The organism is Pseudomonas sp. NPDC089996 (assembly GCF_044748405.1).
GTDB lineage: Bacteria > Pseudomonadota > Gammaproteobacteria > Pseudomonadales > Pseudomonadaceae > Aquipseudomonas.
In genome coordinates, this window is sequence record NZ_JBIVGA010000006.1 from 195,738 (window position 1) to 209,591 (window position 13,854).

Annotated in this window: 17 protein-coding genes and 1 tRNA gene; 8 read left to right on the forward strand and 10 right to left on the reverse strand. The window is 60.3% G+C overall.

The genetic code is table 11. The features are described 5' to 3' along the window. Positions 1–6: 6 nt before the first annotated feature. Both serS and cysG read left to right on the forward strand, forming a co-directional pair. Complete coding sequence (gene serS, locus ACIPW4_RS12760; protein ID WP_400658295.1) at positions 7–1,287, forward strand: serine--tRNA ligase; 1,281 nt, start codon at positions 7–9, stop codon at positions 1,285–1,287. After that, positions 1,288–2,679, forward strand: coding sequence for a siroheme synthase CysG (gene cysG, locus ACIPW4_RS12765; protein ID WP_400658296.1), 1,392 nt, complete (start codon positions 1,288–1,290; stop codon positions 2,677–2,679). A gap of 118 nt (positions 2,680–2,797) precedes the next feature. On the opposite strand, the gene ACIPW4_RS12770 is transcribed toward cysG, so the two are convergent. The 8 genes from ACIPW4_RS12770 to ACIPW4_RS12805 all read right to left on the reverse strand — a co-directional run bounded on the left by ACIPW4_RS12770 (position 2,798) and on the right by ACIPW4_RS12805 (position 8,734). After that, positions 2,798–3,757, reverse strand: coding sequence for a glutathione S-transferase family protein (locus ACIPW4_RS12770; protein ID WP_400658297.1), 960 nt, complete (start codon positions 3,755–3,757; stop codon positions 2,798–2,800). A gap of 92 nt (positions 3,758–3,849) precedes the next feature. Continuing rightward, positions 3,850–4,854 (reverse strand): glycosyl transferase family protein, encoded by a 1,005-nt coding sequence (locus ACIPW4_RS12775; RefSeq protein WP_400658299.1) that lies wholly within the window; start codon positions 4,852–4,854, stop codon positions 3,850–3,852. Next, a complete protein-coding gene (locus ACIPW4_RS12780) occupies positions 4,851–5,186 on the reverse strand; it encodes a TusE/DsrC/DsvC family sulfur relay protein (protein ID WP_400658301.1) in 336 nt (111 codons plus the stop codon). Before ACIPW4_RS12780 ends, ACIPW4_RS12775 begins: the two co-directional genes overlap by 4 nt. Continuing rightward, complete coding sequence (tusB, locus tag ACIPW4_RS12785) at positions 5,183–5,479, reverse strand: sulfurtransferase complex subunit TusB (protein WP_400658303.1); 297 nt, start codon at positions 5,477–5,479, stop codon at positions 5,183–5,185. The genes ACIPW4_RS12780 and tusB overlap by 4 nt, the downstream gene beginning before the upstream one ends. Further along, positions 5,479–5,838: a sulfurtransferase complex subunit TusC gene (gene tusC / locus ACIPW4_RS12790; protein WP_400658304.1), complete on the reverse strand. Its 360-nt coding sequence runs from the start codon at positions 5,836–5,838 to the stop codon at positions 5,479–5,481. Before tusC ends, tusB begins: the two co-directional genes overlap by 1 nt. Before the next feature lies 1 nt (position 5,839). Continuing rightward, positions 5,840–6,232: a sulfurtransferase complex subunit TusD gene (gene tusD / locus ACIPW4_RS12795; RefSeq protein ID WP_400658306.1), complete on the reverse strand. Its 393-nt coding sequence runs from the start codon at positions 6,230–6,232 to the stop codon at positions 5,840–5,842. Positions 6,233–6,405: 173 nt separating this feature from the next. Further along, the gene (locus tag ACIPW4_RS12800; RefSeq protein WP_400658308.1) at positions 6,406–7,785 is read right to left on the reverse strand and encodes a nucleobase:cation symporter-2 family protein; all 1,380 of its coding nucleotides are present in this window, start codon (positions 7,783–7,785) and stop codon (positions 6,406–6,408) included. Between the two features lie 277 nt (positions 7,786–8,062). Next, complete coding sequence (locus tag ACIPW4_RS12805; protein WP_400658309.1) at positions 8,063–8,734, reverse strand: Bax inhibitor-1/YccA family protein; 672 nt, start codon at positions 8,732–8,734, stop codon at positions 8,063–8,065. A 254-nt stretch (positions 8,735–8,988) separates the two neighbouring features. Between ACIPW4_RS12805 and ACIPW4_RS12810 the strand changes: the two genes are divergently transcribed. Beyond that, positions 8,989–9,078 (forward strand) — tRNA-Ser (locus ACIPW4_RS12810). 329 nt (positions 9,079–9,407) lie between these two features. Here ACIPW4_RS12810 and ACIPW4_RS12815 read toward each other — a convergent pair. Beyond that, positions 9,408–9,872 (reverse strand): helix-turn-helix domain-containing protein, encoded by a 465-nt coding sequence (locus tag ACIPW4_RS12815; protein WP_400658311.1) that lies wholly within the window; start codon positions 9,870–9,872, stop codon positions 9,408–9,410. A 946-nt stretch (positions 9,873–10,818) separates the two neighbouring features. Between ACIPW4_RS12815 and ACIPW4_RS12820 the strand changes: the two genes are divergently transcribed. The 4 genes from ACIPW4_RS12820 to ACIPW4_RS12835 all read left to right on the forward strand — a co-directional run bounded on the left by ACIPW4_RS12820 (position 10,819) and on the right by ACIPW4_RS12835 (position 13,015). Beyond that, positions 10,819–11,349, forward strand: coding sequence for a hypothetical protein (locus tag ACIPW4_RS12820; protein ID WP_400658312.1), 531 nt, complete (start codon positions 10,819–10,821; stop codon positions 11,347–11,349). A gap of 59 nt (positions 11,350–11,408) precedes the next feature. Beyond that, a complete protein-coding gene (locus tag ACIPW4_RS12825) occupies positions 11,409–11,648 on the forward strand; it encodes a hypothetical protein (RefSeq protein WP_400658314.1) in 240 nt (79 codons plus the stop codon). Between the two features lie 215 nt (positions 11,649–11,863). Continuing rightward, entirely contained in the window at positions 11,864–12,592 is a 729-nt protein-coding gene (locus ACIPW4_RS12830; protein WP_400658315.1) for a metallophosphoesterase, read from the forward strand. A 63-nt stretch (positions 12,593–12,655) separates the two neighbouring features. Then, the gene (locus ACIPW4_RS12835) at positions 12,656–13,015 is read left to right on the forward strand and encodes a hypothetical protein (RefSeq protein ID WP_400658317.1); all 360 of its coding nucleotides are present in this window, start codon (positions 12,656–12,658) and stop codon (positions 13,013–13,015) included. 37 nt (positions 13,016–13,052) lie between these two features. Here ACIPW4_RS12835 and ACIPW4_RS12840 read toward each other — a convergent pair whose 3' ends face one another. Beyond that, entirely contained in the window at positions 13,053–13,331 is a 279-nt protein-coding gene (locus tag ACIPW4_RS12840; protein WP_400658318.1) for a hypothetical protein, read from the reverse strand. 131 nt (positions 13,332–13,462) lie between these two features. Here ACIPW4_RS12840 and ACIPW4_RS12845 point away from each other — a divergent pair, with 131 nt between their 5' ends. Then, entirely contained in the window at positions 13,463–13,804 is a 342-nt protein-coding gene (locus tag ACIPW4_RS12845) for a hypothetical protein (RefSeq protein WP_400658319.1), read from the forward strand. Positions 13,805–13,854 lie beyond the last annotated feature (50 nt).

Consider the following 13,854-nt stretch of genomic DNA (forward strand, 5'->3'; position numbering starts at 1 on the left):
AACGATATGCTCGATTCCAAACTGTTACGCGGCCAACTTCAGGAAGTGGCGCAACGCCTGGCCTCCCGTGGCTTCAGCCTGGATGTCGCGCGCATCGAATCACTGGAAGAGCGCCGCAAGGCGGTGCAGACCCGCACCGAGCAGCTGCAGGCTGAGCGTAACGCCCGTTCCAAGTCGATCGGCCAGGCCAAGGCCAAGGGCGAGGACATCGCCCCGCTGATGGCCGACGTCGAGCGCATGGCCAATGAGCTGGCGGCTGGCAAGAGCGAGCTGGACGGTATTCAGGCGGAACTGGACGGCATCCTGCTGACCATCCCCAACCTGCCAGACGCCAGCGTGCCAGTCGGTGCCAGCGAAGACGACAACGTCGAAGTGCGCCGCTGGGGCACGCCGACCGCCTTCGATTTCGAGATCAAGGACCACGTCGCCCTGGGCGAAGTCAGCGGTGGCCTGGACTTCGAAGCCGCCGCCAAGCTGTCCGGCGCACGCTTTGCCGTGCTGCGCGGCCCGATCGCCCGCCTGCACCGCGCCCTGGCGCAGTTCATGATCAACCTGCACACCGGCGAGCACGGCTACGAGGAGCACTACACCCCGTACCTGGTGCAGGCCCCGGCCCTGCAGGGCACCGGCCAGCTGCCGAAGTTCGAGGAAGACCTGTTCAAGATCACCCGCGAAGGCGAAGCCGACTTCTACCTGATCCCGACGGCCGAAGTGTCGCTGACCAACCTGGTCGCCGAGCAGATCCTCGACGCCAAGCAGCTGCCGCTCAAACTGGTCGCCCACACTCCGTGCTTCCGCAGCGAAGCCGGTGCCTCGGGCCGTGATACCCGCGGCATGATCCGCCAGCACCAGTTCGACAAGGTCGAGATGGTCCAGGTGGTCGAGCCGTCCAAGTCGATGGAAGCCCTGGAAGGCCTGACCGCCAACGCCGAGCGCGTGCTGCAGCTGCTGGAGCTGCCGTACCGCGTGCTGGCCCTGTGCACCGGCGACATGGGCTTCGGCGCCGTGAAGACCTACGACCTGGAAGTGTGGGTGCCGAGCCAGGACAAGTACCGCGAAATCAGCTCCTGCTCCAACTGCGGTGACTTCCAGGCGCGCCGCATGCAGGCCCGCTGGCGCAACCCGGAAACCGGCAAGCCTGAGCTGGTGCACACCCTCAACGGCTCCGGCCTGGCCGTGGGCCGTACCCTGGTGGCCGTGCTGGAAAATTACCAGCAGGCCGACGGTTCGATCCGCGTACCTGAAGTGCTGAAGCCGTACATGGGCGGCGTCGAGGTCATCCGCTAAATGGATTACCTGCCGCTGTTCCACAAGCTGCAGGGTGGCCGGGTACTGGTCGTCGGCGGCGGTGAGATCGCATTGCGCAAGGCGCGCCTGCTGGCGGATGCCGGCGCCGCGCTGCGCGTGGTGGCCCCGGATGTCGACGGCCAGCTGGCCGCGCTGGCCCGGGAAGGTGGCGGCGAGGTGCTGGTGCGTGGCTATCAGGCGGCCGACCTGGCCGGCTGCCGGCTGGTGATCGCGGCCACCGACGACTCCGGGCTCAACGCCCAGGTTTCGGCCGATGCGCAGGCGCTGAACCTGCCGGTCAATGTGGTGGATGCCCCGGCCCTGTGCACGGTGATCTTCCCAGCGATCGTCGACCGTTCACCGTTGGTCATCGCGGTGTCCAGTGGCGGTGATGCCCCGGTGCTGGCGCGGTTGATCCGCGCCAAGCTGGAGGCCTGGATTCCTTCGGCCTATGGTGAACTGGCCGGGCTGGCTGCGCGGTTCCGGCACAAGGTCAAATCCCTGTACCCGGACGTCAACCAGCGCCGTGGCTTCTGGGAAACCGTGTTCCAGGGGCCGATCGCCGAACGCCAGCTGGCAGGCCAGGGTGCCGAGGCCGAGCGCTTGTTGCAGGCAATGGTCGACGGTGCGCCGGTGCAGCAGGGCGGTGAGGTGTATCTGGTGGGGGCGGGGCCGGGCGATCCGGACTTGCTGACCTTCCGTGCCTTGCGCCTGATGCAGCAGGCTGACGTGGTGCTGTACGACCGCCTGGTGGCCCCGGCCATCATCGAGATGTGCCGGCGTGATGCCGAGCGTATCTATGTTGGCAAGCGCCGCGCCGACCATGCCGTGCCGCAGGACCAGATCAACCGCCTGCTGGTCGACCTCGCCCAGCAGGGCAAGCGTGTGTTGCGCCTCAAAGGCGGTGACCCGTTCATCTTCGGCCGGGGTGGCGAAGAGATCGAGGAACTGGCCGAGCAGGGCATCCCGTTCCAGGTGGTACCAGGGATTACTGCGGCCAGTGGTTGTTCCGCCTATGGCGGAATTCCGCTCACGCATCGGGACTATGCCCAGTCGGTGCGCTTCGTCACCGGGCATCTGAAGGATGGCACCAGCAACCTGCCTTGGGATGACCTGGTGGCACCTGCCCAGACCCTGGTGTTCTACATGGGGCTGGTGGGGTTGCCGACCATTTGTGCCGAATTGATTCGTCATGGCCGGGCGGCCAGTACGCCGGCGGCCTTGGTGCAGCAGGGGACCACGCGTAATCAGCGGGTGTTCACCGGCACCCTGGCGGACCTGCCGCAGCTGGTGGCCGAGCATGAAGTGCATGCGCCGACCCTGGTGATTGTCGGGGAAGTGGTGCAACTGCGCGACAAGCTGGCCTGGTTCGAAGGGGCGCAGAACAGCTGAAGCCGTTGGGGCCGCCTTGCGGCCCTTTCGCGACACAAGGCCGCTCCTACAGGGATCACGCATTTCCTGTAGGAGCGGCCTTGTGTCGCGAAAGGGCTGCGAAGCAGCCCCGGCGATCTCAACCCTGGTAAATCCCTTTCCCCATCAACCGCTCCCGATCATGCGGCAAGTTGAAGTCTTGCAGCGGCCCCTTGGGGACGATCCCGTTCGGGTTGATGGTCTTGTGGCTCATGTAGTAATGCTTCTGGATATGCTCCATATCCACCGTGCCCGCCACCCCCGGCCACTGGTAGAGCTCACGCAGCCAGTTGGACAAGTTGTGGTAGTCGCTCAAGCGCCGCAGGTTGCACTTGAAGTGCCCGTGGTACACCGCATCGAAGCGCACCAGGGTAGTGAACAGGCGCACATCGGCCTCGGTCAGGTACTCGCCAGCCAGGTAGCGATTGCGGCCCAGCAGTGCCTCCAGATGATCCAGCTCGTTGAACACCTCATCGAACGCCGCCTCATAGGCATCCTGCGTGGTGGCAAAACCTGCGCGGTATACGCCGTTGTTCACCGCCGGGTAGATTCGCTCGTTCAGCGCCTCGATGGTCGGGCGCAGCGGCTCTGGGTAAAGGTCCAGCATATTGCCGGTCAGCTCGTTGAACGCGCTGTTGAAGATGCGGATGATCTCAGACGACTCGTTGTTGACGATGCGCTTCTCCTGCTTGTCCCACAGTACGGGTACGGTCACCCGGCCGGTGTAGTGCGGGTCATCCTGGGTGTAGCGCTGGTGCAGGTACTGCAGCGCGTCGAGGTGGTCGCCGCTGGAGCCTTGCTGCTGGTCGAAAGTCCAGCCATGGTCCTGCATCAGCCAGCTCACCACTGACACGTCGATCAACGGTTCCAGGCCTTTGAGAGCACGCAGGATCAAGGTGCGGTGGGCCCATGGGCAGGCCAGCGAGACATAAAGGTGGTAACGGCCGGCTTCGGGAGCGGGCAGCTGATTGCGGCGCTGGGCGTTCTCGCGTTTGAAGGTGCCGTCCTTGCCGTTTTCATACCACTGATCATGCCAGCGGCCGTCGATCAAAAGGCCCATGGTGAGCTCCTCGGAACAAAGTTGTTTGTCGTTGGAGCCCAGTCTAGGGAAAATCGTTCGAACAACTAGCGCAAAGAATGCCCCAAAAATATCTATTTATTCGATTGGTTGCGTGTTCCCCAATAACCGCGTGCCGTGGCGAAAGCCTGGTCGCGATCCTGGCCCAGGCCGCGCAACGCCAGGGCCATGGTGGCGACCACGGCCATTTCGCCGTAGCTGTCCTCGGCCTCGCCACGCCATACCGCCAGCAGTTGCTCGGGTTGCAGGCTTGGCGGTTTCACGTGGCGACGTTCGCTCAGCGCCGGCCATTCCTCGTCCCACGACTCGCCCGCAGTGGTGCCGTACAGGTGACTGACGACATCGGGGTTGACCTCGATCTCGCCGCCATCACCCTTGATCACCACGGCATGGTCACCGAGCAGGCGGCTAGCTTCGCGGTGCACTGCCTGGTAGCCGGGGTGGAAGATGCTTTGCAGGCCACAGCGTGCGCCGAGCGGGTTCAGTACCCGCGCCAGCGAATGGATGGGCGAGCGCAGGCCGAGGGTGTTGCGCAGGTCGATCATCCGCTGCAGTTGCGGCGCCCAGTCGTGCAGCGGGGCAAAGGCCAGGCGCTGCTGGTCGAGGGCCTGGTTGACCGCGGCCCAATCGCGGCACAGCGGGATCTCCAGCAGCGCCAGCAACTGTTCGGTGTACATGCGCCCTGCGGTGTGCGCGCCGCCCCCATGCATGAGGATGCGTACGCCATTGCTGGCCAGGCACTTGGCGCTGAGCAGGTACCAAGGCAGGTGGCGCTTCTTGCCGGCGTAGGTCGGCCAGTCGATATCCACGGCAATAGGTGGCGCCTGCAGGTGGGCGCGCAGGGCCTCGGTGAAGCCGGCGAGCTCGTCGGCGCTTTCTTCCTTGTGCCGCAGCAGCATCAGGAAGGCACCCAGCTGGGTGTCTTCGACCTTGCCTTCGAGCAGCAGGGTCATGGCGGCGCGGGCCTCCTCGCGGGTCAGGCCGCGGGCGCCGCGTTTGCCTTTGCCAAGGATGCGCACGAATTCGGCGAACGGGTGTTCGGCCGGGGTTTCCAGGGTCAGCGGGCGGGCGTCGGTCATATGCAGTTGGTCGGCTTGGGCAGGCCCGCCAGCTTGGCGGCAAGTTTGGCGGGAGTGCCATTGAACAGGCGGTTGAGGTGCGGGCTGTTGCCCTTTTCCGTGCCCAGCTTGAGCGCGGTGTACTTGATCAGCGGGCGGGTGGCCGGCGACAGCTGGTATTCGTCGTAGAACTGGCGCAGCAGGTCGAGGATTTCCCAATGGTCGGCGGTCAGGGCAATGCTTTCGCGCTCGGCCAATGCCTCGGCGACGGGGTGCGACCAGTCTTGCAGGTCGACCAGGAAGCCGTCCTTGTCCAGGGCGATGGCGCGATCGCCAACGTTCAGCGTACTCATAGCCAGCTGTTGACCTTGTCGTAGTGCAGCGACAGTTCGACGAAGGCCTGGTAGTCCACGGCCTTGGCCAGCCCGCTACTGATGGCGCGGGCTTGCAAGTCTTCGTCGAGGGCGAACAGGCGGTGGGCCAGGTTGGCAGCCTGTAGCTGGCGCTGGCTGTCACTGCCGTCGCGCAGGGCATAGACCGCATCGCCGCACAGCAGCACGCCGTCGGCGGCGCCTAGCAGGCGCAGGCAGCTGTCCAGGCGCTCGTCGCCGAACGGGGAGTGGGATAACACGTGCAGGGTTGGCATCAGAGCGTCACCACTTGGTCGAAACGGGCAATCAAGGCTTGCAGGGCGCTATCGTCCAGCACTTCTACCGGCAGCTCCAGGCCATCGGCGGCCAGGCCCCGGCGCGTCAGGCTGCGCTGGCAGACGAACAGCTCTTCGACGCCGAACATGGGTAGCGCCTGCAGGTTGGCGGCAAGGTTCTTCTGTTGCACGGCGGCGGGCTGCTGGCCAGGCGCCAGCTGGAACACGCCGTCATCGAGGAACAGCATCGCCAGCGGCAGGTCGAAGGCGCCGCCAGCCAGGGCAATGTCCAGTGCCTCGCGGGCGGACGGCCCTTTCCACGGGGCCTGGCGGCTGATGATCAACATGGATTTGGCCATTTCAGTCGCCTCCGAAGCAGACCAGGCGGTCGGCGGTTTGTGCGGCCTCATGCAGCTGGCCGAGACCGGACAGTTCCCACGGCTTGGGGAGGTTCACAGCCGGGCGCTGGTAGCGGCTGGCTTCGGCTTCATCGAGCACGCCACGGCGCAGGGCGGCGGCGATACACACCACCGCGTCGAGCCGGTTGATGTCGATGAAGGCCCGCCACTGGGCGGCAATGTCTTCTTCGTCCTGGGGCGCCACCACGTTGGCCGAGGCGCTGTGCACCCCGTCCTGATAGAAGAACAGCCGGGCAATTTCATGCCCGCCAGCCAGCACCGCCTCGGCGAAGCGCAGGGCGCGGCGCGAGGAGGGCGCATGGGCCGGGGAAAAAACCGCGATAGCGAATTTCATGGGCAACTCGTGCAAAGGAATGCCGCCATGATAAAGCAAAAAAGCCCGATCCCGCTTGTACATGGCGGGTCGGGCTTCCTCTTGTCCAAAGGTTGACGCTATCCCTGTGGGAGCAGGCTTGCCGGCGATGGGCCGCCTGGCGGCCCCATGGTCCTAACTGACGAATACAGGACTCAAGCCTGCTCCTTGCTCTCCGGCAGGAACCAGTTCAACACCAGGGCGCAGATACCCCCCGTAGCCACCCCCGACTCCAACACATTGCGGATCGCCGCCGGCATGTGTGCCAGGAATTCCGGTACCTGCGCCACACCCAGGCCCAACGCCAGCGACACAGCGATGATCAACAGGGCGCGACGGTCCAGGCGAGTGCTGGCCAGAATGTTGATGCCCGAAGCCGCCACCGCACCGAACATCACCATGGCCGCCCCACCCAGCACCGGCTCGGGCACTGCCTGAATCACCCCGGCTACGCTCGGGAACAGCCCCAGCAGCACCAGCATCACGGCAATCCAGATACCGATATGACGGCTGGCGATACCGGTCAGCTGAATCACGCCGTTGTTCTGTGCAAAGATCGAGCTGGGGAAGGTGTTGAACAGGCCAGCCAGCAGCGAGTTGGCACCATTGACCAGCACGCCGCCCTTGATCCGCTGCATCCACAGCGGGCCTTCGACCGGCTGGCGCGAGACCTTGCTGGTGGCGGTGACGTCACCGATGGCTTCCAGCGAAGTCACCAGGTAGATCACCAGCATCGGGATGAACAGCGCCCAGGAGAAGCCCAGGCCGAAGTGCAGCGGCATTGGAACCTGGAACAGCGCAGCCTCGTGCATGCCGGTGAAGTCCAGGCGGCCGAGGTAGCCGGCCAGGGCATAGCCGACCGCCAGGGCGATGACGATGGCGCAGCTGCGCATCCACACCACCGGGATACGGTTGAGGATCACGATCACTGCCAGTACTGCACCCGACAGCAGCAGGTTTTCGCCATTGGCGAAGGTGCCGTTGGCCATGGCGCCGAAGCCACCGCCCATGCTGATCAGGCCGACCTTGATCAGGGTCAGGCCGATCATTAGTACGACGATACCGGTCACCAGCGGGGTGATCAGGCGTTTGACGAACGGCAGGATGCGCGACACGCCCATCTCGACGAACGAACCGGCAATGACCACGCCGAAGATCGCTGCCATCACGCTTTCAACTGGCGTGCCTTGCTTGACCATCAGCGCCCCGCCGGCAATCAGCGGCCCGACGAAATTGAAGCTGGTGCCCTGCACGATCAGCAGGCCGGCACCGAACGGGCCGAAACGTTTGCACTGGACGAAGGTGGCGATACCGGAGATTACCAGCGACATGGAGACGATGAGGTTGGTATCACGCGCCGAAACGCCCAGTGCCTGGCAGATCAGCAGGCCCGGGGTGACGATTGGCACGATGATCGCCAGCAGGTGCTGCAGCGCTGCCAGCAGGCCGATCAACAGCCGTGGCTTGTCCTCGAGGCCAAGCACCAGTTCGTTGGCAGGCGCTGTCGCGCCCGGGCTGTGTTCGTGTGAGCTCATCGGTGACGCTGCCCCGGAAGAAAAAGGAGCGCATTCTACGGGCAGAAAGGCGATTGGGGTAGGGGAATGCACGATGGCGGCATGATCGGCGACCATTTGCCTGATTTTCTGACTTTTAAGTCAATCTTTGAATGTGTTTCTCTGCATCCTGTACATTGTTCAGAGATTGGCGCGATCCCTGTGGGAGCGGGCGTGCCCGCGAACACGGGCGAAGCCCGTGCCATATCAACACGCACAAAAAAGCCCGCCGGAGCGGGCTTTCTCAAGCAGCAATCAATCAGTCATCACGACCCATGATGCCGAACAGCTGCAGCAGGCTGATAAACAGGTTGTAGATCGACACATACAGGCTGATGGTCGCCATGATGTAGTTGCGCTCACCCCCATGAATGATCGCGCTGGTCTGGAACAGAATGCAGACCGACGAGAACAGCACGAAGCCAGCGCTGATCGCCAGTTGCAGGCCGCTGATCTGGAAGAAGAAGCTCGCAACCACGGCACCCAGCAGAACAAAGAAGCCCGCGGTGATGAAGCCGCTGAGGAAGCTCATGTCCTTGCGAGTGATCAGCACATAGGCCGACAGACCACCAAATACCAGTGCAGTCATGGCAAAGGCCGAGCTGACCACTTCGGCGCCACCGGCCATGCCCAGGTAACGGTTGAGGATCGGGCCGAGGATGAAGCCCATGAAACCAGTAAGGGCGAAGGTGGAAACCAGGCCCCAGACCGAATCACGCAGCTTGGCAGTGAGGAAGAACAGGCCGTAGAAGCCAATCAGCACGACGAACACGTTCGGGTAACCGACCCGCATCTGCTGGGCGACGAAGGCCATGACACCGCTGAAGGCGAGGGTGAGCGCCAGCAGGCTGTACGTGTTGCGCAGGACCTTGCTGACCTCCTGCTGCTCGGCTTGCTGGCCGCTGTGTACGGCATAATCCTGTTCGCGCATGGCGACACTCCTTATGGATCCGTGGTTTTGGACGTTCAGATGCTACGGAGTCTAACAGACGCTCCGCAACCCGCGACACAGAGAGTTTGACAGCGTGTTTCATTACGGTATTATGGCGGCCGCAAAACGAGCTGGAAGCGTGGCCGAGTGGTTTAAGGCAACGGTCTTGAAAACCGTCGATGGGCAACTATCCTAGAGTTCTTATCTCAGGTAGTCCCCAGATGCACACTTCAGGATAATTTAGCGATAGCATCGGGGAATTGGCAGAGTGGTTGAATGCACCGGTCTTGAAAACCGGCGAACGTGAGAGCGTTCCCAGGGTTCGAATCCCTGGTTCCCCGCCAGAATCAGTAAAAACAAGGGCTTAGAGATAATCTAAGCCCTTTTTTTGTGCTTGCTTGATGCGTTTTTGCGATGACGGCAGTAGCGATGGGCGCAGCATGCATCCCGTGAGCTGCCCTCAACTGCATGCTAATGCACGCTTGGTGGAGCGAGAAGGCCAAATGCATGCTTGATGAGGATCCGTGTGCCCCTGGCGTCTAGAGCACCTGTAAAAAATGGGGGGCTGGGACGAAGGGTGGAGCGTTTGTAGCCGTTCCGGTCACGTCAGACCTAACCCTCATAGCCCACTATTTTCGAGGATCTATGTGGGCTGTCAGGTCAATTTGAAACCTCAATCTTCTTGCCAGTAGCGCTGAACTGTAGATTTAGGCAAGCCTAGCTCACGTGCAGTTTCTGCTTGCGTCATGCCTTGACGCTTGAGGTCAATCACCGCGCTGATCCTCTCTGCATTCGCTCGAATGCCTCTCTCACGCTTCTTCAGAACGCCGTCTTGGGTTTGATCCTTCATGAGATCCAGGCCGCCTGACTCTATGAAGTTCCGAAGCTCAGCTTGCGCATCTAGCAGTTCGCGCTCGGGTGTCTTGTGGTCACGGATCGCCAAGCACAATGCGATGATGGTCAAAAGGCTGACATCGAGCGTGTCGGCAATTTTGAGGAGGGTCGGCAGCGTCGCCTGGACTTTTCCTTGCTCAAGCAAACTCAGGTTGCTTTGGCTAATAGTCCCAGCGAGGGCCTCATAGCCCATTCCCTTCATACGTCGAATGGCCCGAAGAGTGATAGCTAGCTCTTCCTTCACGGTCAGCTTTCCAAAAGGAAGGATAGAGCCACAGATGCTTCGGCCCAATAAATATCATTTATTGTTATTAGTGGGTTGCTTGCTTATGCTGGCATCTCATTGATCGGCATGCTGACCCACGGGTGGCATATGGAGACAGGACAGGCTCTCGATTGCGACGTGGGTCGATTGCGCTGTGCCGGTCTAGCGATGGGCTAGAGATGGAATAAGGTTTTACCAAAGTGTTTGTGACCTACAGCAGCAATGTGCGGGGCGAGTTTAGGGCGCCAGATGGTGCTCGGATGTTCTGGAATTCGGTTGACATCAGTCGGTGTGAATATTCGTTTCTGATCGAGGGGATGGGGTTGGAGGATGGAGGTATTGGCCCGGTTGCCCATGTTGTCAGTGACGTTGCCAGTCTCCAGATGATGCGCTCTGCGGAGCGAGGCAATTTCCTAAGCGTGAGTAATATTCACATCATCCTGTCGCCTGGAAAGAGGAAGCAAGGGGCTTACGCAATGGAGCTGCTTTCAGAGATTCGCGTTCAAGCCGGGACAGCAGAAAACCCTGTGTACGAATTTGTGACCAGTGCAGGTCTCGTTTACACGAGCTCGCCTAGCCCATAGAGCACACTCTGTAGAGCTCGTGGGGACGGCTATCGGGGGTTAGGCCCAAGGGGAGAAAATTCCTAAATGATGTGGTTCTTACGAAGAATTGATCAGTCTCGTCGACAAAGGTAGCCCATGTATTCCTTTCGCCTGGTACCTCATCGCATGACCGCCATTGCAAGTTTGAAATCAACAGCGACGATGCTGTAAGCAAGCGGCACTGAATACCTTTTCTCGTTTCGCGCGTAGCTGAAACAGCACCTTCAAGCACGCTGCCGTTCAGGCGGTACGGTTGGCTGCGCGCTCAATAATTGCAGGAGCATATTTTGATTAGATTTGATTGCAGGCAGGTCACTGGGGTGATCGACAAGGTTCGTGTCACCGCTACCGAGCAGGGTACCGTAACTGCTCACGTGACCATCGATGGCCAAGTGCTGCCGAATCTGCTTTTGCCAGGGAAGGTTTACGAAGAGATGGAGCCAGGCCAGCGCGTGACGCTGTACGGCTTCTTCACCAAAAAGAAGAACAAGATGGAGAACAAGGCCACCATTTACGCCATGAAAGGCGAAAGAGGGCTGCTCATTGCGGCAAAGGAGCTTCAGTTCAAGGTACCTATCTTGATCATGGTTTCAGCGATTCCTCTGATGATTCTCACCTTCGTAATTGGCTGCTTCGCGTCTCCATATTTGATCTATCTGGTAACGGGCAGCGAGGATCCGGACTACCTGGTGCCGACCACCTTCATCTGGGCTTTCTGGGAAGGTATCGCTGCAGGCGTGTTCATGATCGGGTGTGCGATCAACTTCATTAAGAAGAGTAACGACGTTGAGAGCTGGGTACCGATCGCAGTTGCTGAGCTTTCTCAGCGTTTCAGCAAAGCCCTCAAGTAGTGCTCGATTGCCAGGCTTCCATTCCGATGGAGGCTTTGGCTAACCGATGTGGAGGTGCCATGGAGATTGATGAGATCGAGCGCGAACGCCGTCGTGAAGCAGTGGCAGCAGAAATCGCTTGTCTAGCTCTGGATGGAGGGAAGCTTGCCGCTGAACGCATGGCTCGATTGCAGAGGTATGTAGACGGTCAAGTTAGCCTTGAAGAGCTCAGGGCAGAGCTAATTGAACGTATGCGACACGATAGCTGGGGCATCGCAGACGAGGGCGAAATGCGCCGAGCCTGGGGTGACTCGGAGTGACTTGAATCTTCGAGCGCTAGCCGGCTAAAGCCGAAGGAGCGAGCATTTCTCCGGCGGCCCCACATGGACTTCTCATCTGGAAGCTCCGATCAGATGTCTGGCCACAGCCGCTGCTCACCGAGCGCTTTACTTAATCCTCAAGCAATATCAGTAACCGGGTCTCTGTGGAGTCACCGGAGAGACGATCAGCCTTCGGATAGGACTCTGCTGACTCGATGAAAATTTTGACCTATTCAGATCTGCACGTGGAGTTCGCGGACTTCCAGCCTCCTGCGACAGATGCCGATCTGGTTGTCCTAGCCGGCGACATCTCTGTGCGTGGGCGGGGAGTGACATGGGCGAACGACACCTTCGAATGCCCTGTGATCTACGTCTGTGGGAACCATGAGTTCTACAAGGGGCACATCGACCGAACGCTCGCCAAAATGCGAGACGCGGCTTCGGAGCACGTGCACATCCTGGATAACCAGATCCTCATCATCGGTAATACGCGCTTTCTGGTCGCGACAGCCTGGACGGATTACACCGCCACTGGCGACTACAAGGCTGCGATGAGGGTTTGTGCGGAGTGGATGACTGACTTCAAGAGGATTCGGATCGGGGCGGGGTACAGCAAGCTTCGGCCCGTGGATCTCATCGCTCGAAACATAGCCACTCGAAACTTCTTGATGACAGAGCTGAGAAAGGATTTCGACGGCAAGACCGTGGTGATCACCCATCATTGCCCCATCCAGGATGTCGCCGGCAATGGTCATGAAGGCCATCTGGGCGCAGCGTATTTCAACCAGTGGCATGACCTGGTCGCTCAGGCTGATGTCTGGATCTTTGGTCACACTCATCACGCAGTCGACACGCTTGTTTCCGGCTGCCGGGTGGTATCCAACCCAAGAGGTTATCCGGGTGAGCGGACTGGATTTTCACCGGACTTTACCATCGAGATATAACATTCCAAGAAGGCGTCGCTGAGCGTCCAGCAATGGGCTTAGAAGTAGGAGCAGGAACAACCAATGCCAGATGAAATCATCATGGAATACCACGTTAAAGAGCTCTCGGATTTTCAGCTCAAGCGGATCTTACGGGTGATGGCTTTCAGGTACCCATCACCTGTTACCGGCTACCTGAGCGATGTTTTCATCACGTCGGAGTGCGCTGTCGGGATCGTCTTTGGTCACATCGATCCTGGGCAGTTTGAGCAGCGTTCGGATGGGCACATCCTACAGACCTCTCCTATCGAGCATCTCAGGAAGGTAGGGCGCTACTGGGTGGTCACCACGGAGGAGGGGCGGTTTGTGCTGACGTCTTTCAAGCGGGGAATGGGAAGGGCGAGCTTACGAGCGCTTATTGCGGGGATGATTCCAACGCAATAGCCAGACGCTTCCGTGCGCTGGATGAACAATGCTGCGATCAAGCTTCCGGCAGCAAGGTTCGGCGTCGGTGGATACTACTCAGGATTTTGTAATCACGAATGCGGTCGTTGGAGAGATGACCGGCATCAACCAGACCACGAATGTAGCCTTCGGCTTTGCCTCGGGCCTCGCGTAGTTCACCTTCAGATGTACTGCGGTGAATGTCATCAACGATCAGGTGCCAGCGATGACTCTGGCGAGCCCCAATAGGGTCTTCAGAGAAATCAGGAGCAGTGAGAAGAATTTCGTAGTAGCCAGCAACAGGTGGATTTCTCAATTGCAGCGTTCCTTAAATTGAATCTGCTGCGAGGCTAGCATGCGCACATCCAATCGCTGGTTGCTGGTCAGCCCATAGGTGGTCATCTCGTGTGAAAGCTTCCGAGGGTTTCACAGCTTAGGAGGTAAACAATGGTTATACGGCGAGCGCCGCTTTCCACGTCCAAGGTTGTTGATGTCTCGCCATCAGCCATGCCCAGCACGGTCGCCAAGGCGATGCAGATCGACTTCGATTTGGAGGTTACGGCGTATCTGTCTTCGGTTGAGTATGGGCCGCATGAGCTCTTCCTGAGAGGAGTGGTCTTCGGCGACCGCGAGCGGCGTTTTGATGATGGTGATCCCATTCGCACCTCCAACATCGTGTCCTACGAAGAGCTCCAGGGCTATGTGATTGCCTGCACCCTCAACAGCGTATACGTTATCTGCGACTGGGCGGCAGATGGTGCGAGAGGGGGCTCGAAGGCTCAGCACTAACGCTGTTAGTTGAGCATTTGATCCGGTGATTCACCACATGACGGTGGGGA